The 20,804-nt window shown below is 64.5% G+C and carries 18 protein-coding genes; 4 read left to right on the top strand and 14 right to left on the bottom strand.

The features are described from left to right. The first annotated feature begins 53 nt into the window (after window positions 1-53). The 4 genes from nudE (at window position 54) to AT700_RS29980 (ending at window position 2,853) form a co-directional block, all read left to right on the top strand. The gene (gene nudE / locus AT700_RS26960) at window positions 54-620 is read left to right on the top strand and encodes an ADP compounds hydrolase NudE (RefSeq protein ID WP_003096206.1); all 567 of its coding nucleotides are present in this window, start codon (window positions 54-56) and stop codon (window positions 618-620) included. Beyond that, window positions 617-1,438 (top strand): 3'(2'),5'-bisphosphate nucleotidase CysQ, encoded by an 822-nt coding sequence (gene cysQ, locus AT700_RS26955; RefSeq protein WP_012614652.1) that lies wholly within the window; start codon window positions 617-619, stop codon window positions 1,436-1,438. The genes nudE and cysQ overlap by 4 nt, the downstream gene beginning before the upstream one ends. Window positions 1,439-1,841: 403 nt before the next feature. Further along, window positions 1,842-2,543 carry a hypothetical protein gene (locus tag AT700_RS29985; protein ID WP_010793670.1) on the top strand — a complete coding sequence of 234 codons (702 nt, stop codon included), beginning with the start codon at window positions 1,842-1,844 and terminating at the stop codon, window positions 2,541-2,543. A gap of 61 nt (window positions 2,544-2,604) precedes the next feature. Beyond that, window positions 2,605-2,853 carry a hypothetical protein gene (locus AT700_RS29980; protein ID WP_223685069.1) on the top strand — a complete coding sequence of 83 codons (249 nt, stop codon included), beginning with the start codon at window positions 2,605-2,607 and terminating at the stop codon, window positions 2,851-2,853. 26 nt (window positions 2,854-2,879) lie between these two features. Here AT700_RS29980 and fabY read toward each other — a convergent pair whose 3' ends face one another. From fabY to rfbB, 14 genes are all read right to left on the bottom strand, one after another. Then, on the bottom strand, window positions 2,880-4,784 hold the full coding sequence (gene fabY, locus AT700_RS26950) for a beta-ketoacyl-ACP synthase FabY (RefSeq protein ID WP_003146511.1): 1,905 nt from the start codon (window positions 4,782-4,784) through the stop codon (window positions 2,880-2,882). A 415-nt stretch (window positions 4,785-5,199) separates the two neighbouring features. After that, window positions 5,200-6,132 carry a carbamate kinase gene (arcC, locus tag AT700_RS26945; RefSeq protein WP_003100033.1) on the bottom strand — a complete coding sequence of 311 codons (933 nt, stop codon included), beginning with the start codon at window positions 6,130-6,132 and terminating at the stop codon, window positions 5,200-5,202. A gap of 60 nt (window positions 6,133-6,192) precedes the next feature. Continuing rightward, entirely contained in the window at window positions 6,193-7,203 is a 1,011-nt protein-coding gene (locus tag AT700_RS26940; RefSeq protein ID WP_003100031.1) for an ornithine carbamoyltransferase, read from the bottom strand. A 79-nt stretch (window positions 7,204-7,282) separates the two neighbouring features. Continuing rightward, the gene (gene arcA / locus AT700_RS26935) at window positions 7,283-8,539 is read right to left on the bottom strand and encodes an arginine deiminase (RefSeq protein WP_003100029.1); all 1,257 of its coding nucleotides are present in this window, start codon (window positions 8,537-8,539) and stop codon (window positions 7,283-7,285) included. Window positions 8,540-8,560: 21 nt separating this feature from the next. Then, the gene (gene arcD / locus AT700_RS26930; protein ID WP_003123669.1) at window positions 8,561-10,009 is read right to left on the bottom strand and encodes an arginine-ornithine antiporter; all 1,449 of its coding nucleotides are present in this window, start codon (window positions 10,007-10,009) and stop codon (window positions 8,561-8,563) included. Window positions 10,010-10,804: 795 nt separating this feature from the next. Beyond that, complete coding sequence (dctM, locus tag AT700_RS26925) at window positions 10,805-12,088, bottom strand: C4-dicarboxylate TRAP transporter large permease protein DctM (protein ID WP_003105529.1); 1,284 nt, start codon at window positions 12,086-12,088, stop codon at window positions 10,805-10,807. After that, a complete protein-coding gene (gene dctQ / locus AT700_RS26920) occupies window positions 12,085-12,717 on the bottom strand; it encodes a C4-dicarboxylate TRAP transporter small permease protein DctQ (RefSeq protein WP_003105527.1) in 633 nt (210 codons plus the stop codon). Before dctQ ends, dctM begins: the two co-directional genes overlap by 4 nt. An 18-nt stretch (window positions 12,718-12,735) precedes the next feature. Then, a complete protein-coding gene (dctP, locus tag AT700_RS26915) occupies window positions 12,736-13,731 on the bottom strand; it encodes a C4-dicarboxylate TRAP substrate-binding protein DctP (RefSeq protein WP_003105525.1) in 996 nt (331 codons plus the stop codon). Between the two features lie 240 nt (window positions 13,732-13,971). Next, the gene (gene dctD / locus AT700_RS26910; RefSeq protein ID WP_003096187.1) at window positions 13,972-15,360 is read right to left on the bottom strand and encodes a two-component system response regulator DctD; all 1,389 of its coding nucleotides are present in this window, start codon (window positions 15,358-15,360) and stop codon (window positions 13,972-13,974) included. Next, window positions 15,357-17,195, bottom strand: a complete 1,839-nt coding sequence (gene dctB, locus AT700_RS26905; RefSeq protein ID WP_003123664.1) for a two-component system sensor histidine kinase DctB — start codon at window positions 17,193-17,195, stop codon at window positions 15,357-15,359. Before dctB ends, dctD begins: the two co-directional genes overlap by 4 nt. A gap of 59 nt (window positions 17,196-17,254) precedes the next feature. Continuing rightward, window positions 17,255-17,800, bottom strand: a complete 546-nt coding sequence (gene rfbC, locus AT700_RS26900; protein ID WP_003096184.1) for a dTDP-4-dehydrorhamnose 3,5-epimerase — start codon at window positions 17,798-17,800, stop codon at window positions 17,255-17,257. Next, the gene (gene rfbA, locus AT700_RS26895) at window positions 17,800-18,681 is read right to left on the bottom strand and encodes a glucose-1-phosphate thymidylyltransferase RfbA (protein WP_003161206.1); all 882 of its coding nucleotides are present in this window, start codon (window positions 18,679-18,681) and stop codon (window positions 17,800-17,802) included. The genes rfbC and rfbA overlap by 1 nt, the downstream gene beginning before the upstream one ends. Then, window positions 18,678-19,586 carry a dTDP-4-dehydrorhamnose reductase gene (gene rfbD / locus AT700_RS26890; RefSeq protein WP_003118020.1) on the bottom strand — a complete coding sequence of 303 codons (909 nt, stop codon included), beginning with the start codon at window positions 19,584-19,586 and terminating at the stop codon, window positions 18,678-18,680. Before rfbD ends, rfbA begins: the two co-directional genes overlap by 4 nt. Beyond that, window positions 19,583-20,641 carry a dTDP-glucose 4,6-dehydratase gene (rfbB, locus tag AT700_RS26885; protein WP_003096179.1) on the bottom strand — a complete coding sequence of 353 codons (1,059 nt, stop codon included), beginning with the start codon at window positions 20,639-20,641 and terminating at the stop codon, window positions 19,583-19,585. Before rfbB ends, rfbD begins: the two co-directional genes overlap by 4 nt. Window positions 20,642-20,804: the final 163 nt, after the last annotated feature.

Genomic DNA, 20,804 nt, shown 5'->3' with positions numbered 1-20,804 from the left:
ATCGGAAAAGCCGGGGTATGATAACCCGCCGGCTTCGCCAAGGAGTTATCCACATGCGTCAGAAACCCACCGTACTCGCCAGCGAGATCGTCGCGAAGAGCCGACTGTTCGCTGTCGAGGAGTTGCAACTGCGCTTCAGCAATGGCGTCGAGCGCACCTACGAGCGTCTGGTCGGCAAGGGCCAGGGCTACGGTGCGGTGATGGTGGTGGCCATGCTCGATGCCGAGCACGCGGTGCTGGTGGAGGAATATTGCGCCGGGGTCGACGAATACCAGTTGTCGCTGCCCAAGGGCCTGGTCGAGCCGGGCGAGGACATCCTCGCGGCGGCCAACCGCGAGCTCAAGGAGGAAGCGGGCTACGGTGCCCGGCAACTGGAGCACATCACCGAACTGTCGCTGTCGCCGGGCTACATGAGCCAGCGCATCCAGGTGGTGCTGGCGCGCGACCTCTACGAGGAGCGCCTGCCGGGCGACGAGCCGGAGCCGATGGGCGTCGATCGCATCAGCCTGCGCGAACTGTCGAGCCTGGCCCAGCACGCCCAGTTCAGCGAAGGCCGCGCCCTGGCCGCGCTGTACCTGGTGCGCGACCTGCTCACCCAGCGCGGCGAGTACCAGGCATGAGGCCGGTGCCCTGGGGCGAATTGGTGGCGCTGGTGCGGCGCGCCGGCGAGGCGATCCTGCCGCACTGGCGCGCCGACGTGGCGGTGCGCTCGAAGGCCGACGAATCGCCGGTTACCGCCGCCGACCTGTCCGCGCACCATATATTGGAGGCGGGGTTGCGGGCGCTGGCGCCGGACATTCCGGTGCTTTCCGAAGAGGATTGCGAGATACCGCTGAGCGAGCGCGGCCACTGGCGGCGCTGGTGGCTGGTGGACCCGCTGGACGGCACCAAGGAGTTCATCTCCGGTAGCGAGGAGTTCACCGTCAACGTGGCCCTGGTCGAGGATGGCCGGGTGCTGTTCGGTCTGGTCGGCGTGCCGGTGAGCGGCCGCTGCTACTACGGTGGCGCCGGTCTCGGTGCCTGGCGCGAGGAGGCCGATGGCCGCGCGCAACCGATCAGTGTGCGCCTGGAGCCCGAGGAGGCCTTCACCGTGGTGGCCAGCAAGCGCCATGGCAGCCCGGCCCAGGAGCGCCTGCTGGATGGCTTGAGCGAGCGCTTCGGCGACCTGCGGCGAGCCAGCATCGGCAGTTCGCTGAAGTTCTGCCTGCTGGCCGAGGGCGCTGCCGACTGCTATCCGCGCCTGACGCCAACCTCGCAATGGGACACGGCCGCCGCCCAGGGTGTGCTGGAAGGCGCCGGCGGCGAGGTGCTCGACCTGCATGGCGCGCCATTCACCTACGAGCCGCGCGAGGACTACCTCAACGGCTCCTTCCTGGCCCTGCCGCGCGCTGCTGAGTGGCGCAGCGAGCTGATCCAACTGGCGCGCGCGCTGCACTGAAACGGAAGAGCTGGTCGAACCCTAATGCTGTTTACTTAAGAAAAACGCCGCACCCCAATGGGGGCGCGGCGTTTTTCTGATCTGTTTTCTGGTCTCTATGGGAGATTACGATGTTTTGCCCGCTCGGGCTGACAGAAAACATGCAAATAGCCCGCAGCAGATGACTGACAGCGGGATTCGGTAGTGGCTCATCAAATATTCACTTTGGTGAACGGCATGACCGTATGAGCGGGGCTTTTCGTTGAGCTGTCGGCCGGTGCCGATAGGGGTGGCGCCTGAGTAAGTTCCTGTGTGATTTTTTCCGAAGCCTGGGGAGGATCATGGGCTCCATGAAAACTCCATCGTAATCGCACACGGGGAGAGCATGTAGAGCGTAGAGTTCTCGCGTTTGCGGGAGGGCGCTATGCCAACATATCCATCGATCTATCGTTTTCGTGTTTTAGCTGCGGCTGTGATGGCGAGCGTATCGATTTATCTATTCTCAGCTTCGCTGGGTATGGATGTTTTGAAAAGCTCTGAGGTGTTGGCAGATATCTATCCTGAGAATATGAATGACTATGCTTCAAGACTGACCGCTGAAGAGAAATTTCAAGACGAGTTGTTCCGGCAGCTTACCGATAAGATCTATCTGGAGCGGTATTCGATTTGTGCGCTTATTTTGGCGCTCGCTATATTCTTTCTGCCATCTCCGGTAGTCGTGAGGAGAAGTCGTGTGCTTTTGGTTTTTCTCTATTTGGCGACTCCAGTTTCCATTGTGCTTTCAGAAGTTTTAGCAACCTCTTTAAGTCTGGATAGAATGCTGTATCCAACGTGGAGGGACAATATAGTAGTTGCCTGGTTTGTCTCTTGTGCGGTCGCTTTTGCCGTCTGTTTTATGCTCCTGCCGTTGCTGATTATAGGTTGGCGTAGTACCTCTGGAGGACTGATATTTCGCAGTAAGACCACACAGGTGTTGAGTGGAATTCTTCTTGCGGTTTGGCTGGTAGGGTTTGCCTGCTCTTTTTTCAGTGGGGATTATGAGGCAATGCTTCCCCTATGGCTGGGGTTCGTATTTTTTTACTATGTGCTTTCCTCCAGCGATGAGAAAACACCTGTCAATAAATAGGTGTTTCGAGGGGCTATCAGAACGGATATCCAGTGCCTGATAACTCAATGGGAGCTTCACCGTGGAGCTTGATGTCAAAATTGGCCGATCGGTGCTTTTTCAGTTCCGCCAGGAACCTCGTCGCTGTTTGTTCCTCCATGAGACGCTGGAAGTCCAGATCGGCATCGTACCCGTGAACTTCCAGCGGCTGTCGGTGAAACGCTGGAACTGGCCATCACCTGATCCAGCGCATCCAGATAGGCTCGCCGAGTGGCGCAGCGAGCTGATCCAACTGGCGCGCGCTGCACTGAAACGAAAAGGCCCGGTCTAGCCGGGCCTTTTCCGTTGTGGTGGCGCTCAGTCGAGCATGTCACTGAAACGCGCGTCCTTCTTGTATACCAGCGGCTGGCTGAAGCCGGGCACCGTCACCTGTTCGGCGCTGACCTCGATGGCGTGTTCGTCGATCAGGTCCTGGCCGAAGTTGTAGATGATCTCCAGGTCGCCCTGCAGCGCGCGCTGGTCGTAGGCGCGGGCGGCGGCGCGGGTCTGCTCGCGCTTCTCGACGTAGGCGGCGAAGGCCGCTTGGCCATGGCGCTTGCGCAGCATCTTCTCGGCGATTCGCGGCGACAGCACCACGCCGCTGGCGTTGTTGCCGCCGAAGCCCTTGGAGTTGATGAAGCACACCTCCAGCGGCTTGTCCTGGCGCATGTCGCGATTGGAGATGCTCAGGCGCTGCTGGTGGACGTCGTCGGCGACCTTGTCGATGGTCTTGATCCCAGGGAGGATGCCGTACTTGAAGGTGCCCAGGGCGGAAATCAGTTGATCGGCGCTGGCGGTGGCCAGGGAGTGGCCGACGTAGGCCTTCACCGCGGTGACCGGCCAGCCGTCGATGCCGAAGGCGCTGGCCACGCGGTCGAGGATTTCCGATTCGGTGACCCGGTTGGCCGGCGTGCTGGAGCCGTGGGCGTGGACGAAGCTGGCGTGGCGCACGGTGTCCAGGCCGACGATCTGCACCGCGCTGGCCACCGCCTTGGCTACCGTCAGGTAGTTGCCCGGGCCGGGGGCGGAGATGGACTTCTTGAAACCGTCGGCGTTGATGAACACGTCGGTTACCGCGCCGTGGATATCCGCGCCCAGGCGCAGGGCCAGTTCGTCGTCCATCAGCACTACGTATTGGCTGGACTCGGCCAGGGTGAAGCCGCAGTTCTCGCCGAAAGGCCGGCTGGCGCGGCGGAAGTCCACGTCGTCGCGGCCTTCGATCAGGCGCAGGCCTTCTTCGGTGGCCAGTGCGCCCATGGCGCTGTAGCCCTCGATGCACTCCGGCAGGATCGGCGCCTCGCTGTTGCCGACGATGACCACCCGGGCCTGGCCGCTGGTGATGACGTCGATACCCTTCTGCAGGTTGTAGAGGAAGGTGGCGCAGGCGCCTGTGATGCTGCCGGTCATGCCGACGCTGCCGAGCACGTAGGCATTGATGAAATCGGTGGGCATGCTGTTGAAGCCCAGCGGCAGTTGCTTGGCCGAGACCCGGTGGCCCTTCAGGCGGGATTGCATCAGGCCGCCGAAACCGTTGTCGTCGAGCTGGCTCATGATGCTGCCGGAGAATACCGCGATCTCGTCGGGCTGGACGTTGTCGACGATGGTCTTCCAGTCGATGCCGGTGGAGCGGATCGCGTCGGTCGCGGCGACCACCGACATCTGCAGGCCGCGCGGGTGGAAGCGCGAGTTGTACAGCTCGCCCGGTTCGAAACCGGTGGGCAACTGGCCGGCGGACTTCACCGTCAGCGCACGGTAGCTGTCCACCTTGAACTCGCAGCGCTCGTGGATGCTCACCAGCACCTCGCCGTCCTCCGCGGGAGCGATCGTCCAGTTGGCCGGCAGCGGCTCGGGCAGTTGCTTGGGCGAGGCCTTGAAGGTCAGCGCCTGGCCTTCGGCAGGGGACAGCTCGAGGACCTTGTGCCAGTGGACTGCATCCGGGTCGAGGTACTGCGGTTCGATGCGTCGCACCAGGGTAGAGGCGAAGATGCGTTCGGCGTAGCGCCGCTCGATGTCCTCCGGGGACAGCGGCGTGCCGTCTTCGGCCAGGTAGCGGCCGCCTTCGGCCTTGACCAGTTTCATCATGACCGCCAGGCCGGCTAGGGTTTCCTGGCGCGCCTGCGGGTCCATCGATTCGATGACCATGCGGCGGAAGCCGTGGTGGAAGGAACTACGGCCTGCTGCGTTGTAGCCACCGAAACCAACAATGACCGGTAGTCGATACATCACTCAGAAACTCCTTCGAATAGTCGTTCGCGTGCCGGGCTGCTGCCTGGTCCGGAGCGGGAAGCGCGTGGCGGCGATGGCGGCCTTTCCCGTCGGCGAGGCGAGCTTCACGGACCCGGGCACGAGCCAGTGGCCGTTGAAATGATCAGGGTGACTATGCTGACGTGAATCATGACTATCGAGTCACGTATTTTCCTACTGAATACCGCGTTGCGTGGGCTTTCCACAAGTGCTGGCGGTCTGCCGTGGGGGGATTGACGCCCATGGCCGGGCTGTTGGCAGAGGTGGGGCGTGGGCGAGTGTTGCGGGACTTGCTTGAAAGTCCGCGCGCAGAGGCGTGGCGCTATCCACCTTTCGCCCGATGCCGGCAGAGGAGAATGAAGAAGGGCCGCGAAGCGGCCCTGGGGGTGGTGTATCAGCGGTACTCGATGCCCGCCTTGCGCGTGCTGACCCGTGTTCCCGCCTTGCCCTCGGTGATTGCGACGATGTCCGCGAGCGAACCGATCACCGCGTCCTTGCCGGTGGCGCGGGCGAACTCGATGGCGGCCTGGACCTTCGGACCCATGGAGCCGGCGGCGAAGCCGAGGCGCTCCAGTTCGTCCGGGTGGGCCTGGGCGATGGCCTTCTGGGTCGGCTTGCCCCAGTCGACGTAGGCCGCGTCGACGTCGGTGGCGATGATCAGGATGTCGGCCACCAGCTCCTGGGCCAGCAGCGAGGAGCAGAGGTCCTTGTCGATCACCGCCTCGACGCCGCTGAGCTTCTTCCCGGCCTCGTCGTACATGGTCGGGATACCGCCGCCGCCAGCGCAGATGACGATGGTGCCTTTCTCCAGCAGCCACTTCACCGGGCGGATCTCGAAGATCCGCTTCGGCCGCGGGCTGGGCACCACGCGGCGGAACTTGTCGCCGTCCGGGGCGATGCTCCAGCCCTTCTCGGCGGCCAGGCGCTCGGCTTCTTCCCTGGAGTAGACCGGGCCGATCGGCTTGGTCGGGTTCTGGAACGCCGGATCCTTACCGTCCACCTCGACCTGGGTGAGGATGGTGGCGAACGGCACTTCGAACGGCAGCAGGTTGCCCATTTCCTGTTCGATCATGTAGCCGATCATGCCCTCGGTTTCCGCGCCGAGGACGTCCAGCGGGTAGGGCGAGACCTTGTCGTAGGCGGCACCCTGGAGGGCCAGCAGGCCGACCTGGGGGCCGTTGCCGTGGGCGATCACCAGCTCGTTGCCGGGCGCCACCTTGGCGATCTGTTCGGCGGCGATCCGCACGTTTTCCCGCTGGTTGTCCGCGGTCATGGGTTCGCCACGGCGTAGCAGGGCATTACCGCCCAATGCGACGACGATACGCATATCGGTTACCTCCGGAAGGCGGCTGCGCCCGGCCGCGTGGGCCGGGGCGCAGGAGCGCGGTCAGATGTCGGCGAGGGTCGAGACGAGGATCGCCTTGATGGTATGCATGCGGTTCTCGGCCTGCTCGAAGGCGATGTTGTAGGGCGACTCGAAGACGTCCTCGGTCACCTCGATGCCGTTGGCCAGGTTCGGATACTGCTCGGCGATCTGCTTGCCGACCTTGGTCTCGCTGTTGTGGAACGCCGGCAGGCAGTGCATGAACTTGGCCCGCGGGTTGCCGGTGGCCTTCATGATCTCCATGTTGACCTGGTAGGGCAGCAGTTCCTTGATCCGCTCGCCCCAGGCTTCCACCGGCTCGCCCATCGACACCCAGACGTCGGTGTGGACGAAGTCCACGCCCTTCACGGCTTCCTTCGGATCCTCGGTGAGGGTCAGCTTGGCGCCGCTTTCCTCGGCGAACTTCTTGCACTGGGCGACGAACTCGTCGTGCGGCCAGAGCGCCTTCGGCGCGGCGATGCGTACGTCCATGCCGAGCTTGGCGCCGATCAGCAGCAGGGAGTTACCCATGTTGTTGCGCGCGTCGCCCAGGTAGGCGTAGCTGATGTCGTGCAGCGGCTTGTCGCTGTGCTCGCGCATGGTCAGCACGTCGGCGAGCATCTGGGTCGGGTGGTATTCGTCGGTCAGGCCGTTGAACACCGGAACGCCGGCGAACTTCGCGAGTTCCTCGACGATTTCCTGCTTGAAGCCGCGGTACTCGATGGCGTCGTACATCCGGCCGAGAACCCGCGCGGTGTCCTTCATGCTCTCCTTGTGGCCGATCTGCGAGGAGTTCGGGTCGATGTAGGTGACGTTGGCGCCCTGGTCGTAGGCGGCCACCTCGAAGGCGCAGCGGGTGCGAGTGGAGGTTTTCTCGAAGATCAGGGCAATGTTCTTGCGCTTCAGGTGCTGCTGCTCGGTGCCGGTGTACTTGGCGCGCTTGAGGTCGCGGGACAGGTCGAGCAGGTAACGCAGCTCGCGGGTGCTGTGGTGCATCAGGCTGAGCAGGTTACGGTTGTGCATGTTGAAAGCCATGATTGATCTCCTTGTGGGAAGTCGGTGGGCGGCGCCCCTCCTGGGGACGCCGCCGTTCAGCTCGAGAGCGGGTTGTCTGTCAGTAGTCGATCGGGTCGCGGATGATCGGGCAGGTCATGCAGTGGCCGCCGCCGCGACCGCGACCCAGTTCGCTGGCGCTGATGGTGATGACCTCGACGCCGGCCTTGCGCAGCAGGGTGTTGGTGTAGGTGTTGCGGTCATAGCCGACCACCACGCCCGGCTCCAGGCAGACCACGTTGTTACCGTCGTCCCATTGCTCGCGCTCGGCGGCGAAGCTGTTGCCGCCGGTCTCGACCACGCGCAGTTTCTTCAGGCCGAGGGATTCGGCGACCACTTCGAGGAAGGTTTTCTCCTCGCGGCGGATGTTCATGCCGTAGGGGCTGCTCGGATCGGGGCGCAGGCTGAAGGGCACGATTTCCTTGACCACTTCCGGGAAGACCGTGACCAGGTCGCGGTCGCAGAAGCTGAACACGGTGTCCAGGTGCATCGCGGCGCGGGACTTCGGCAGGCCGGCGACGATCACCCGCTCGGCGGCGCCCTTGGCGAACAGCGACTGGGCGACCTGACCGATGGCCTGGCGCGAGGAGCGCTCGCCCATGCCGATCAGGACCACGCCGTTGCCGATCGGCATCACGTCGCCGCCTTCCAGGGTCGAGGAGCCGTGGTCCTTGTCCGGGTCGCCGTACCAGATCTCGAATTCGGCGTTGGCGAACTCGGGATGGAACTTGTAGATGGCGGTGGTCAGCAGGGTTTCCTGTCGTCGCGCCGGCCAGTACATCGGGTTCAGGGTCACGCCGCCGTAGATCCAGCACGTGGTGTCACGGGTGAACTGGGTGTTCGGCAACGGCGGCAGCAGGAAGCTGGAATGGCCCAGGTACTCGCGGTACATCTTGAGGATGTCGGCGCCTTCGCTGGCGGGCAGGTCGTCAGCGGCGACGCCGCCGATCAGGTACTCGGCCAGCTTGCGCGGCTCCAGGCTCTCCAGCCAGGAGCGCAGCTCGCTGGTCAGGCCCAGGCCGACGCTGTCGGCGGTGATCTTGCGATCGAGGATCCACTTCAGCGCTTCCGGGTTCTGGATGGTCTCGGTCAGCAGATTGTGCATCTCGAGGACGTCGATGCCGCGCTCGCGCATCTTAGTGACGAAGTCGAAGTGGTCGCGCTTGGCCTGGTTCACCCAGATCACGTCGTCGAACAGCAACTCGTCGCAGTTGCTCGGGGTCAGGCGCTGGTGGGCGAGTCCGGGCGAGCAGACCATCACTTTGCGCAGTTTGCCGGCTTCGGAGTGGACGCCAAGTTTGGTTTTTTCCGTGCTCATTTCACGTCTCCAGTGGAGTAATCAGAGGGTGAGGAAACCGTCGTAGAGGCCGTAGGCAGCCACCAGGGCGCCAATGACGACTGCGGCGAAGATCAGTTTTTCGATTCCGGTGAAGATCGGCTGGCCGACCTCGTGCTTGGCCTTGGCGAAAAGGATCGCGCCGGGCGCATACAGCAGGGCGGACAGCAGCAGGTACTTCAGGCCCCCGGCGTAGAGCAGCCAGACCGCGTAGGCCACGGCGATGCCGGCGATGACCAGGTCCTTGCTGCGTTCGCGGGCATCGTTCTCGTAGGTCTCGCCCTTCAGGGTCAGCAGCAGGCCATAGGCGGCGGACCAGAAGTACGGGATCAGGATCATCGAGGTGGCCAGGAGCAGCATCTTGGTGTACGGGTCCATGCCGTCCGGGTCGCCCGAGGTGAAGAACACCACCACCAGGAACACCTGTACGCAGATGTTGGTCAGCCACAGGGCGTTGGCCGGCACCTGGTTGGCGTTCTCGCGGCGCAGGAACTCCGGCATGGTGTGGTCCTTGGCGGCGGCGAACATGATCTCGGCGCACAGCAGCACCCAGGAGAGCAGCGCGCCCAGCAGCGAGATCAGCAGGCCGACGCTGATCAGCACGGCGCCCCAGTGGCCGACCACATGCTCGAGTACCAGCGCCATCGACGGGTTCTGCAGCTTGGCCAGTTCCGGCTGGGTCATCACGCCCATGGACAGCACGTTGACCAGCACCAGCAGGAGCAGGACGGTGATGAAGCCGATCACGGTGGCCTTGCCGACGTCGGAACGTTTTTCCGCGCGGGAGGAGAAGATGCTCGCGCCCTCGATGCCGATGAACACCCAGACGGTGACCAGCATCATGTTGCGCACCTGGTTCATCACGCTGCCCAGGTCCGGGTTGCTCTTGCCCCAGATGTCGGCGGTGAAGATGTCCAGCTTGAAGGCGAACAGGCAGATCAGGATGAACAGGAACAGCGGCACGACCTTGGCCACGGTGGTGACGGTGTTGATGAACGCCGCCTCCTTGATCCCGCGCAGCACCAGGAAGTGCAGGGCCCAGAGCAGGACCGAGGCGCAGACGATCGCCGCGACGGTGTCGCCCTTGCCGAAGATCGGGAAGAAGTAGCCGAGGGTGCTGAACAACAGGACGAAGTAGCCGACGTTGCCCAGCCAGGCGCTGATCCAGTAGCCCCAGGCCGAGGAGAAACCCATGTAGTCGCCGAAGCCGGCCTTGGCGTAGGCGTACACGCCGCCGTCGAGTTCGGGCTTGCGGTTGGCGAGGGTCTGGAAGACGAAAGCGAGGGTGAGCATGCCGACGGCGGTGATCGCCCATCCGATCAGGACGGCGCCGACGTCGGCGCTGGCTGCCATGTTTTGCGGAAGGGAGAAGATGCCCCCTCCGATCATCGAGCCGACAACCAGAGCCGTTAGCGCTCCTAGTCGGAGTTTTTGGCTGGATTCTTGGGACATTTTCGGAATCTCCCTATAGGAATTGAGAGTGAAGCCATTAGGCGGCAGCGGCTATTGTTGAATGCTGATCCACGTCAATAGCTTCCTACTCAAAGTAATTAGATGACGCATTCCTGTAAGTTGCGAGTGCCAAAGATAGAAGAGGAATCTAAGACCTGCCCGGAATAGGGCGGTTTTTTCATGTGATAGGGGAAGTCTTGCCATCCGCTACGGGGAAAGCTTGAAATTGCTCGAAATCGGGCTATAAGCCGCGGATCAAGCCGGATCGTTGATGCCGATCAATGAATTTCGCGAGACGGTATTCTGACTTTTGGAGGGGGGCTCGCCAGCTTGTTGGCGGTCCGTCGAAAACCGCCACGGTTTGCCAGAGAAGTGTTTCAGTATTTCGGTGTAGGTGCTTTTTTATTTATAAGTAAAAATAATTTTCCGCTCTTATCAAAGAACGAAAAAGCACAAGGAAAGAAATGAAGAAGCCCGGCGTTCGCCGGGCTCTTCATTTGGGCTTCAGGGTATGAAGACCGCTGGGGGGACGGGATCGCCGCCCACCCGCCGCGCGTGCTGGCGCACGTCGGCACAGGGGAAGGGGCCGCCATCCGGTTCGTGGCCGAAGGGCGCGGTTCGCTGGGCGAACCGAAAGCCGGTGCCAGGGGCACTGCGAGCGATTGAGCAAGCGGCGTGCCAGCCATCGACAGGTGGCCCGGCCCGTCAACTGCGGGGCACGGGCCTGCGGCATGAGCGGATTTTTGCCGAAGGCCCGAGCGCAGGGCGGGGTTTTCCGCCGTCGTTACCGTTCCGTCAGCTCATCCCCAGCCAGTTCGGCAATGCCAGGGATACCGCCGGGATGTAGGTCACGATGATCAGGAACACCAGCAGGATCATCAGCCACGGCAGCGCTGCGCGGATGGTCGCGCCCAGCGGCATGCCGGTGACCGCCGAGGTGACGAACAGGTTGAGCCCGACCGGCGGCGTGATCAGGCCGATCTCCATGTTCACCACCATGATGATGCCGAGGTGGATCGGATCGATGCCCAGCTCCATGGCGATGGGGAAGAAGATCGGCGCCAGGATCAGGATGATCGCCGAAGGCTCCATGAAGTTGCCGGCGATCAGCAGCACGATGTTCACCACCAGCAGGAACATCCATGGCGAAAGTCCCAGTTCCGTGACCCAGCTGGCGATGCTCTGCGGTATCTGCTCGGTGGTCAGCACGTGGGCGAAGAGCATGGCGTTGGCGATGATGAACATCAGCATGATGGTCAGCTTGCCGGACTCCAGCAGCACCTTCGGGCATTCGCTCAGGCGCATGTCGCGGTAGACGAACAGTGCGACGAAGGCCGAGTACACCGCGGCGACGGCGGCGGCCTCGGTGGGGGTGAAGGCGCCGGAATAGATGCCGCCGAGGATGATCACCATCAGCAGCAGCCCCCACAGCGCCTTGCGCGCGCTGGCCAGCCATTCGCGCAGACTGACCCTTGGCATGGCGGGCAGCTTCTTGACCCGGGCGACGATGTAGATCACCACCATCAGGATCAGTCCCAGCAGCAGCCCCGGAACCACGCCGGCGATGAACAGCTTGCCCACCGAGGTCTCGGTGGCGGCGGCGTAGACCACCATCACGATCGATGGCGGGATGAGGATGCCGAGGGTGCCGGCGTTGCAGACGATCCCGGCGCCGAACGCCTGTGGATAACCCGAGCGGACCATGCCGGCGATGGCGATCGAACCCACTGCCGCCACCGTTGCCGGAGACGAGCCGGATAGCGCGGCAAAGAGCATGCAGGCGAGCACCGCGGCGATCGCCAGGCCGCCACGGATGTGTCCGACGCAGGCGTTGGCGAAGTCGATCAGGCGCCGCGCCACGCCACCGGTGGTCATGAACGCGCCGGAGAGCAGGAAGAACGGGATCGCCAGCAGGGTGTAGTGCTCGGAGGTCTCGAACAGCTTGATCGCCAGCGAGCGTACCGAGTCCGGGCTGAACAGGAGGATCGTCAGTGCGCCGGAGAGACCCAGGGAGACGGCGATCGGCACGCCGATGAACATCAGCAGGAAGAGCAGCAGGAAGAGGAACAGAATGGTCATGCCTTGGGCTCCTCGTGCTCGGTCAGCTTCAGCGCGTCGGCAGCCTCGTCGGCCAGTCCCAGTCCGGTCTGGCGGTTGCGCAGGATGCGCACGAGGATCTCGGCGAAACGGATGAACACCAGGGCGAAGCCGACCGGCACGATCAGGCCGATGTGCCATTGGCGGATGCCGAAGTGGTCGAGGTCCTCGGCGCCGATGCCGGCGATGAACAGGGTCTTCACCCAGTCGTAGCTGGCCACGCAGAGCAGGCCGGCGTAGCCGAGGCAGGCCAGGCAGGCGATCACGCCGAGCACTCGCTGTACCGGTCGCGAGGCCAGCTTCACCAGCACGTCCACACCGAGGTGCCCGGCGGTGCGTACGCCGTAGGCGATGCCGAGGAAGATCAGCCAGGCGAACAGGGCCTTGGTCAGGGCGTTGCTCCAGGTCATCTCCTGGGCCAGGGTGAGGACCCCATCGCCGATGGCGAGCAGCGTCTCGTTGCCGCCCTCCCAGAGATCGGCGAGATCGTAGAGCAGCGTATAGAGGTTATTGAGGACTACATAAACGAAGGTAACCAGCGTCATGGCGGCGAGGAGGAAGGCGATCAGGCCTTCCTCCAGGCGCGCCCAGACGCGCGCGAGCGCGTGCATGGGCTTTCCCTCTTCTTCTTATTGGGCCTGGTTGGCGGCTTCGGCGGCCTTGATCAGGTCGGCGCCGATCTCGCCTTCGAACTTCTTCCACACCGGCTGCATGGCCTTGCGCCATTCGGCCCGCTGTTCGGGAGTGAGTTCGATGATCTCGCTGGTCTTGGCCTCGACGATGCGCTGCTTGTCGCCCTGGTTGAGCGCCTCGGCCTGCTTGTTCACCTCCACGGTGACCTCGTCCATGGTCTTGGCCAGCACGCCGCGCACGTCTTCCGGCAGGCCGTTCCAGAACTTGGTGTTGGTGATCACCATGTAGTCCAGCACGCCGTGGTCGGACTCGGTGATGTACTTCTGCACTTCGTGCATCTTCTGCGAGTAGATGTTCGACCAGGGGTTCTCGGTACCGTTGACCACGCCGGTCTGCAGGCCCTGATAGACCTCGGCGAAGCTCATCTTGCGCGGGTTGGCGCGCACCGCCTTGAACTGTTCCTCGAGCACCTTGGAGGCCTGCACGCGGAACTTCAGGCCGCGGGCGTCCTTCGGCTCGCGCAGGGGCTTGTTGGCGGACAACTGCTTCATCCCGTTGTGCCAGTAGCCGAGGCCAGTGATGCCCTTGTCCTGCATCGAGGTCAGCAGCTCCTTGCCCTGCGGGCTCTGCTGGAAGCGGTCGACCGCCTGGATGTTGTCGAACAGGAACGGCAGGTCGAAGATCTGCAATTTCTTGGTGTACTGCTCGAACTTGGCCAGCGACGGCGCGATGATCTGCACGTCGCCCAGCAGCAGGGCTTCCATCTCCTTGCCGTCGCCGAACAGCGAAGAGTTCGGGTAGACCTCCACCTTGACCTTGCCCGGCAGGCGTTCCTCCACCAGTTTCTTGAACAGCAGCGCGCCCTGGCCCTTGGGCGTGTGCTCGGCGACGACGTGGGAGAACTTGATGACGATCGGGTCGGCTGCCTGGACGATTCCGGCGACGGTCAGGGAAAGTGCGCAGACGAGCGCCTTCGCGGTGTGCTTGAGCATGAGACTTCCTCTTTGTTCTTGTCTGTCTTTTATGAAGAGGACGGGTGTCCTCTCGGCGTGGCCGAACAAGGGAAGTCTAGGCAGCGCAGCGGCAGATGCTGCGTGAATCGGAAAAGCGCCTGGTCTTCTGCTTGTTGGAACGCTCGGGAAGCCGTGAGCAAGCCCTGTGCCAGTCGGGCAAGGGTACGCAGGGGAGATGCTGCGGGCGCGGATGGCGAACGGTTGGCGGTAATCCGCCATTCATTCGCCATCATCTGGCGGATTTTCGCCAGGCGTGTTGAACGGCAGGCCGTGCTTGCGCAGCTTGTCGTGCAGGGTCTTGCGCGGGATACCGAGGGCCTCGGCGACGCTGCGCAGCGAATTGTGCGGGCGTTCCAGTTCGGCAGCGATCAGCGAGCGCTCGAAGGCCTCGACCTTGGCGCTGAGGTTGTGCGGCTCGTCGGCGGCGTCGGGCAGGACTCCGTCGTCCAGGCTCAGGCCGAGACCCAGGGCGAAGCGCTCGGCGGCGTTCTGCAATTCGCGCACGTTGCCCGGCCAGTCGTAGGCCAGCAGCCGCGCCGACTGGCCGGCGTCCAGTTCGCGTGGCGTCAGGCCATGACGCATGGCGCCGGCTTCGGCGAAATGGCGGAACAGCAGCGGGATGTCTTCGCCGCGCTCGCGCAGCGGTGGAATGCGCAGGCTGGCGACGTTGAGGCGGTAATAGAGGTCGGCGCGGAAGCGGCCCTGGTCGGCGGCCTGGCGCAGGTCTTCCTTGGTTGCCGCGATGATGCGGATATCCAGCGGGATCAACTGGTTGGAGCCGAGCCGCTCGACTACCCGTTCCTGCAGCAGGCGCAACAGCTTGACCTGCACGTCCAGGCTCATGCTCTCGATCTCGTCGAGGAACAGGGTGCCGCCATTGGCGTACTCGAACTTGCCGATGCGGCGCTTCTGCGCGCCGGTGAAGGCGCCGGCCTCGTGACCGAACAGTTCGCTTTCCACCACCGATTCGGCGAGGGCGCCGGCGTTGATCGCGACGAACGGTCCGTCGCGTCGGCTCGACAGGTCATGCAGGGCCCGCGCGACCACCTCCTTGCCGGCGCCGGTTTCGCCAAGGACCAGCACGTCGGCCTGGATCGCCGCCAGCGAGCCGACCTGCTCGCGCAGGCGCTGCATGCCGGCCGAGCGTCCGATCAGGCGCCCATGCAGCTCGTGGCGTTCGGCCAGGGCCAGGCGCAGGGTGCGGTTCTCCAGGACCAGCCGGCGCACCTCCAGGGCGCGGCGCACGCTGTCGAGCAGGGCGTCGCTGGGGAAGGGCTTTTCCAGGAAGTCATAGGCGCCGCCGCGCATGGCCTGGACCGCCAGCGGCACGTCGCCGTGGCCGGTGATCAGGATCACCGGCAGGTCGGCGTCCTGTTCGTGCAATTGGCGGAGCAGTTCCATGCCATCGATGCCGGGCATGCGGATGTCGCTGACCACCACTCCGGGCCAGTCCTTGCACTGCGCGGTATCCAGCTGGCGCGCGTCGTCCAGGGTCGCGACCTTGAGCCCGGCGAGGTCGAGCGTCTGGCGCAGGGCCTGGCGCAGGTGCGGATCGTCGTCGATCAGCAGGACCTGGGTCTGGGCATCGAATGGCGCGAAGGGACTCATGCGCGGGTTTCCTCCTGGGGCATGGCGGCGACGCCGGGAACTCCCGGCAGCAAGTGCAGGCGCACCACGGCGCCGCCTTCGAGATGGTTGCCCATTTCCAGGCGGCCGCCGAGGGCGCGCAATAGGTTATCGCAGATGGCCAGGCCGAGGCCGAGCCCTTTGGCGGTGGTCTTGGTGGTGAAAAAGGGTTCGTGGGCGTGGGCCAGGGCGTCCTCGGAAAACCCCGGGCCGTTGTCGCGCAGAGTCAGGGTCACGCCGTGCTGGTCCTGGCTGGCGATTACCCACAGGCGCCGCGGCGGAGCTTTCTCGGCGAGCGCGTCGAGGGCATTGGTGAGCAGGTTGCCGAGGATCTGCCGCAAGCGGGTCTCGCCGGCCTGGACCCACAGCGGGGCGTCCGGCACGTCGCGCAGCAGTTCGACGTTCATCGCCCGCCGCCGGCTGGCCACCATCGACAGGGCGTCCTCGATCGCCGGCTGCAACTGCACGTTCTCCGGCGCCCGGCGCGCACCGCGGGCATAGGCCTTGAGGTGGGCGATGATCGAGGCCATGCGGGTGGTGAGGTCGCTGATCTGCTCGAGATTGCCGCGGGCGTCCTCGGTGCGCTGGTGGTCGAGCAGCACCCGGGCGTTGTCGGCGTAGCTGCGGATCGCCGCCAGCGGCTGGTTGAGTTCGTGGCTGATGCTCGCCGACATGGTGCCGAGGGCCGTGAGCTTGCCGGCCTGGACCACTTCGTCCTGGGCGCGCATCAGCTCGCGCTGGGCCTGCTCGCGTTCGTGGACTTCCTGCTGCAACTGCGCGTTGGCGTTCTCCAGCTCGCGGGTGCGTTCCAGTACGCGCTCTTCCAACTGGCGCTTGGCCTCGGCCTCGAGAGCGATGCGGTCCAGGTAGTGACGGCGGCTGAGGGTCAGCAGGGTAAGCAGCAGGAGCAGGGCGAGCAGGGTCGCGCCGCCGATCAGCAGGACGCTGCGCACCGGCCGTTCGATGAGGGTGCGGGGGGCGTAGATGCTCACCGTCCAGCCGGTTTCCGGTAGCGTCCGGCTCTGGCTGAGCCAGGCGCTCTGTTGCAGGCGCAGGGGCTTCGGGTCCTGCACCGGGTAGGGGATGTTGGCGTGGATCTCGTCGCGCTCCGCCGCGCTCAGCGGCCGACTGGCATGGAAGCGCCAATCCTCGCGGGAGGAGAGGATCACCACGCCGTAGTTGTCTATCACCAGCAGTTGCTCCGGGGAATTGCCCCAGAGCCGTTCGATGTGTTCGAGATCGACCTTCACCACCAGCACGCCGATGATCCGCGAGCCTTCCTTCACCGCACTGGCGAAGTAGTAGCCGCGCTTGATCGAGGTGGTGCCCAGGCCGAAGAAGCGCGCCAGGCGGCCCTGCATGGCCTCGCGATAATAGGGGCGGAAGGCGAAGTTGCGGTGGACGAAACTGTCCGCCTGGGCCCAGTTGGAGGCGACCTGGGTAGTGCCGTCCGGTTGCAGCAGGTAGATCACGTCGGCGCCGGTGCGTCGGCGGATGTCGGCCAGCGCCTCGTTGGCGATCTTCTGCAGCAGCGGGTCGCCAGGTTGTTGCAGGGCCTGGCGCAGCACCGGCAGGCCGCCGAGGATCTGCGGCAGTTCTTCGTAGCGGCGCAGCGTGCCGAGCAGGTTGGCGACGTAGAGGTCGAGCGTCTGGCGGTTCTGCTCGGCCAACTGCTCGCTGTAGTAGCGCTCGGCGAAATATTGCAGGGGCCAGAGCAGCGGCGCGAGAAGCAGGGCGAGGATGACCAGCGAGCGCCAGCGATGGAAATAGGCTTTCAAGACGAACGAACCTGCCGTGGCTGCGAGTATCCGGGGCATCCCGGACGGGATGCCCTAAATTATCACGCCTTGCGCCGAGTCCGGTCGCTCCCTGCCGTTCAGGGGAAGCAGTCGGCGTCGGCGAATGCCTTGCCCTGGCGGTCCTTCTCCGAAAGCAGGGGGGCATCCTGCAGCGGCCAGTCGATCTTCAGCTCGGGATCGTTCCAGACGATGCAGCGTTCGTGTTCCGGCGCCCAGAAGTCGGTGGTCTTGTAGAGGAACTCGGCGTATTCGCTGAGCACCACGAAGCCGTGCGCGAAGCCGGCCGGAATCCACATCTGGCGCTTGTTCTCCGCGCTCAGGCGTTCGCCTACCCACTGGCCGAAGGTCGGCGAGCCGCGACGCAGGTCGACGGCCACGTCGAATACCTCGCCGAGAGTGGCGCGCACCAGTTTTCCCTGGGCTTGCCGGATCTGGTAGTGCAGGCCGCGGAGGACGCCACGGGCGGAACGCGAATGGTTGTCCTGGACGAAGCTGACCGGATGACCGCAGGCCTCCTCGAAGGCGCGCTGGTTGTAGCTTTCGAAGAAGAATCCGCGATCGTCGCCGAACACCCGGGGTTCGAAGAGGATGACGTCGGGAATTGCCAGGCGGGTCGCTTTCATCAGTACACGGTCTCGGTCAGCAGGCGCTTGAGGTATTGGCCGTAGCCGTTCTTGGCCAGCGGCGCGGCGAGTTTTTCCAGTTGCGCGGCGTCGATCCACTTCTGCCGGTAGGCGATCTCTTCCGGGCAGGCCACCTTGAGACCCTGGCGGTTCTCCAGGGTGGCGATGAACTGGCCGGCCTCGAGCAGCGAATCGTGGGTGCCGGTATCCAGCCAGGCGTAGCCGCGGCCCATGATCTCCACGCTGAGCTGGCCGCGCTCCAGATAGGCGCGGTTGACGTCGGTGATCTCCAGCTCGCCGCGCGGCGAAGGCTTCAGGTTCCTGGCGATGTCCACCACCTGCTGGTCGTAGAAATACAGGCCGGTGACCGCGTAGTTCGACTTCGGCTCCAGTGGCTTCTCTTCCAGGCTGATGGCCTTGCCGCCCTGGTCGAACTCGACCACGCCGTAGCGCTCCGGGTCCAGCACGTGGTAGGCGAAGACACTGGCGCCGGTCTGGCGCTGCGAAGCGCTGCCGAGCAACTCGTGGAAGTCGTGGCCGTAATAGAGGTTGTCGCCCAGGACCAGCGCGCTGAGGTCGTTGCCGATGAACGACTCGCCGATCAGGAAGGCCTGGGCCAGGCCGTCCGGCGACGGTTGCACGGCATATTGCAGGTCCAGGCCCCAGTTTGAACCGTCGCCCAGCAACTGCTGGAAGCGTGGGGTGTCCTGTGGGGTCGAGATGATCAGTATCTCGCGGATGCCCGCCAGCATCAGGGTACTGAGCGGGTAGTAGATCATCGGCTTGTCGTACACCGGCAGCAACTGCTTGGAGATGGCCAGCGTTGCCGGGTGCAGGCGGGTGCCCGAGCCTCCGGCGAGGATGATGCCCTTGCGTTTCATAGTGGTCCCTGCTCGCTCAGTTCCTGGATCATGCGTCCGGCATGGTAGCGCCAGTCTGGCAGTACCAGGCCGAAGACCTGTTGCAGCTTGCGGTTGTCGAGGCGCGAATTGGCCGGACGCTTCGCCGGCACCGGGTAGTCCTCGGTGGCGATCGGCAGGACCCGCTGCGGCGTCGCCTGCAACTCCCAGCCCCGCTCCAGCGCCTGTTCGATGACGAAGCGCGCATAGAGGTGCCAGGACGTCTCGCCGCTGGCGACCAGGTGGTAGGTGCCGCTGGCCCGTGCTGCCAGCTCGGCATCCCAGCGCAGGCGCTGCAGGGCCTGGGCGGTGACGTCGGCGATCAGCTCGGCGCTGGTGGGCGCGCCGAACTGGTCGGCCACGACCTTGAGTTCGTCGCGTTGCCCGGCCAGGCGCAGCATGGTCTTGGCGAAGTTTCCGCCGCGCGCGGCGTAGACCCAGCTGGTGCGGAAGATCAGGTGGCGGCAGCCGCTGGCGCGGATGGCCTGCTCGCCTTCCAGCTTGGTCTGCCCGTAGACGCTCAGCGGGCCGGTCGGCGCGTCCTCGGCGAAAGGCACGCTGCCCGCGCCGTCGAACACGTAGTCGGTGGAGTAATGCACCAGCCAGGCGCCGCAGGCCGCGGCCTCCTCGGCCAGTACCGCGACGGCGCGGGCATTGATCAGGCGGGCGTTGTCGGCATCGCTCTCGGCCTTGTCCACCGCGGTGTAGGCACCGGCGTTGACGATGAACTGCGGCCGCTCGGCGCGAACCAGTCGCGCCAGGCCTTCGGGGTCGGCGAGATCGGCGCGCCGACGGTCACAGACCAGCAGTTCGCCCAGCGGCGCCAGGGCGCGCTGCAGCTCCCAGCCGACCTGGCCGTTGGCGCCGAGGAGAAGGATCCGGTTCATGCGTACTGCTTACCCACCCACTCGCGGTAGGCACCGCTGGTTACGTTGGCCACCCAGTCCTGGTTGTCCAGGTACCAGCGCACGGTCTTGCGGATGCCGGTCTCGAAGGTTTCCGCCGGCTTCCAGCCCAGCTCGCGCTCCAGGCGCGTGGCATCGATGGCGTAGCGGCGATCATGGCCCGGACGATCCTTGACGAAGGTGATCTGCTCGCGATAGCTGCGGCCGTCGGCGCGCGGCTGCTCCTGGTCGAGGATGGCGCAGAGGGTCTCGACCACGTCGAGGTTGGCCTTTTCGTTCCAGCCGCCGACATTGTAGGTCTCGCCCAGTTGCCCGGCTTCGAGGACCCGGCGGATGGCGCTGCAATGGTCCTTGACGTAGAGCCAGTCTCGGATCTGCTGGCCGTCGCCGTAGATCGGCAGCGGCTTGCCGGCCAGGGCGTTGTGGATCACCAGTGGGATGAGCTTTTCCGGGAAGTGGTACGGGCCGTAGTTGTTCGAGCAGTTGGTGGTCAGCACCGGCAGCCCATAGGTGTGGTGATAGGCCCGCACCAGGTGGTCGGAGGCCGCCTTGGACGCCGAGTAGGGACTGTTCGGCTCGTAGCGGTTGTTCTCGGTGAAGGCCGGATCGCTCGGTGCCAGCGAGCCATAGACTTCGTCGGTGGAGACGTGGAGGAAGCGGAATGCCGCCTTCGCTTCCGGCTCCAGCGCGCCCCAGTAGGCGCGCACTTCTTCCAGCAGGCGGAAGGTGCCGACGATGTTGGTCTGGATGAAGTCCTCGGGGCCGTGGATCGAGCGGTCCACATGGGATTCCGCGGCGAAGTTGAGGATCGCCCGCGGCTGGTGCTCGGCGAGCAGGCGGGCTACCAGCTGGCTATCGCCGATATCGCCGGCGACGAAGGTGTGCCGGGCGTCGCCGTCGAGGCTGGCGAGGTTCTGCCGGTTGCCGGCGTAGGTGAGCTTGTCGAGGCTGACCACCGGCTCGTCATGCAGGGCCAGCCAGTCGAGCACGAAATTGGCGCCGATGAAGCCGGCGCTGCCGGTCACGAGAATCGTCATGAGTCATACCTTGTTCAAGCAGTGGTTGTCCGTAGGGCTGCTTCGACACGTCCCGCCAAGGTGTACCAATCGATCGTGAAGACGACGATTAGTACGGGAAAAATGGCGATCCTGCCAACCCCAGATCTGGTAGGTGCATCTGACCCGGCATTCTATTCGAAGT

The organism is Pseudomonas aeruginosa (assembly GCF_001457615.1).
Taxonomy (GTDB): domain Bacteria; phylum Pseudomonadota; class Gammaproteobacteria; order Pseudomonadales; family Pseudomonadaceae; genus Pseudomonas; species Pseudomonas aeruginosa.
Note: the sequence above shows the minus strand (reverse complement) of the source record. Positions and strands in the feature narration are given on the sequence as shown.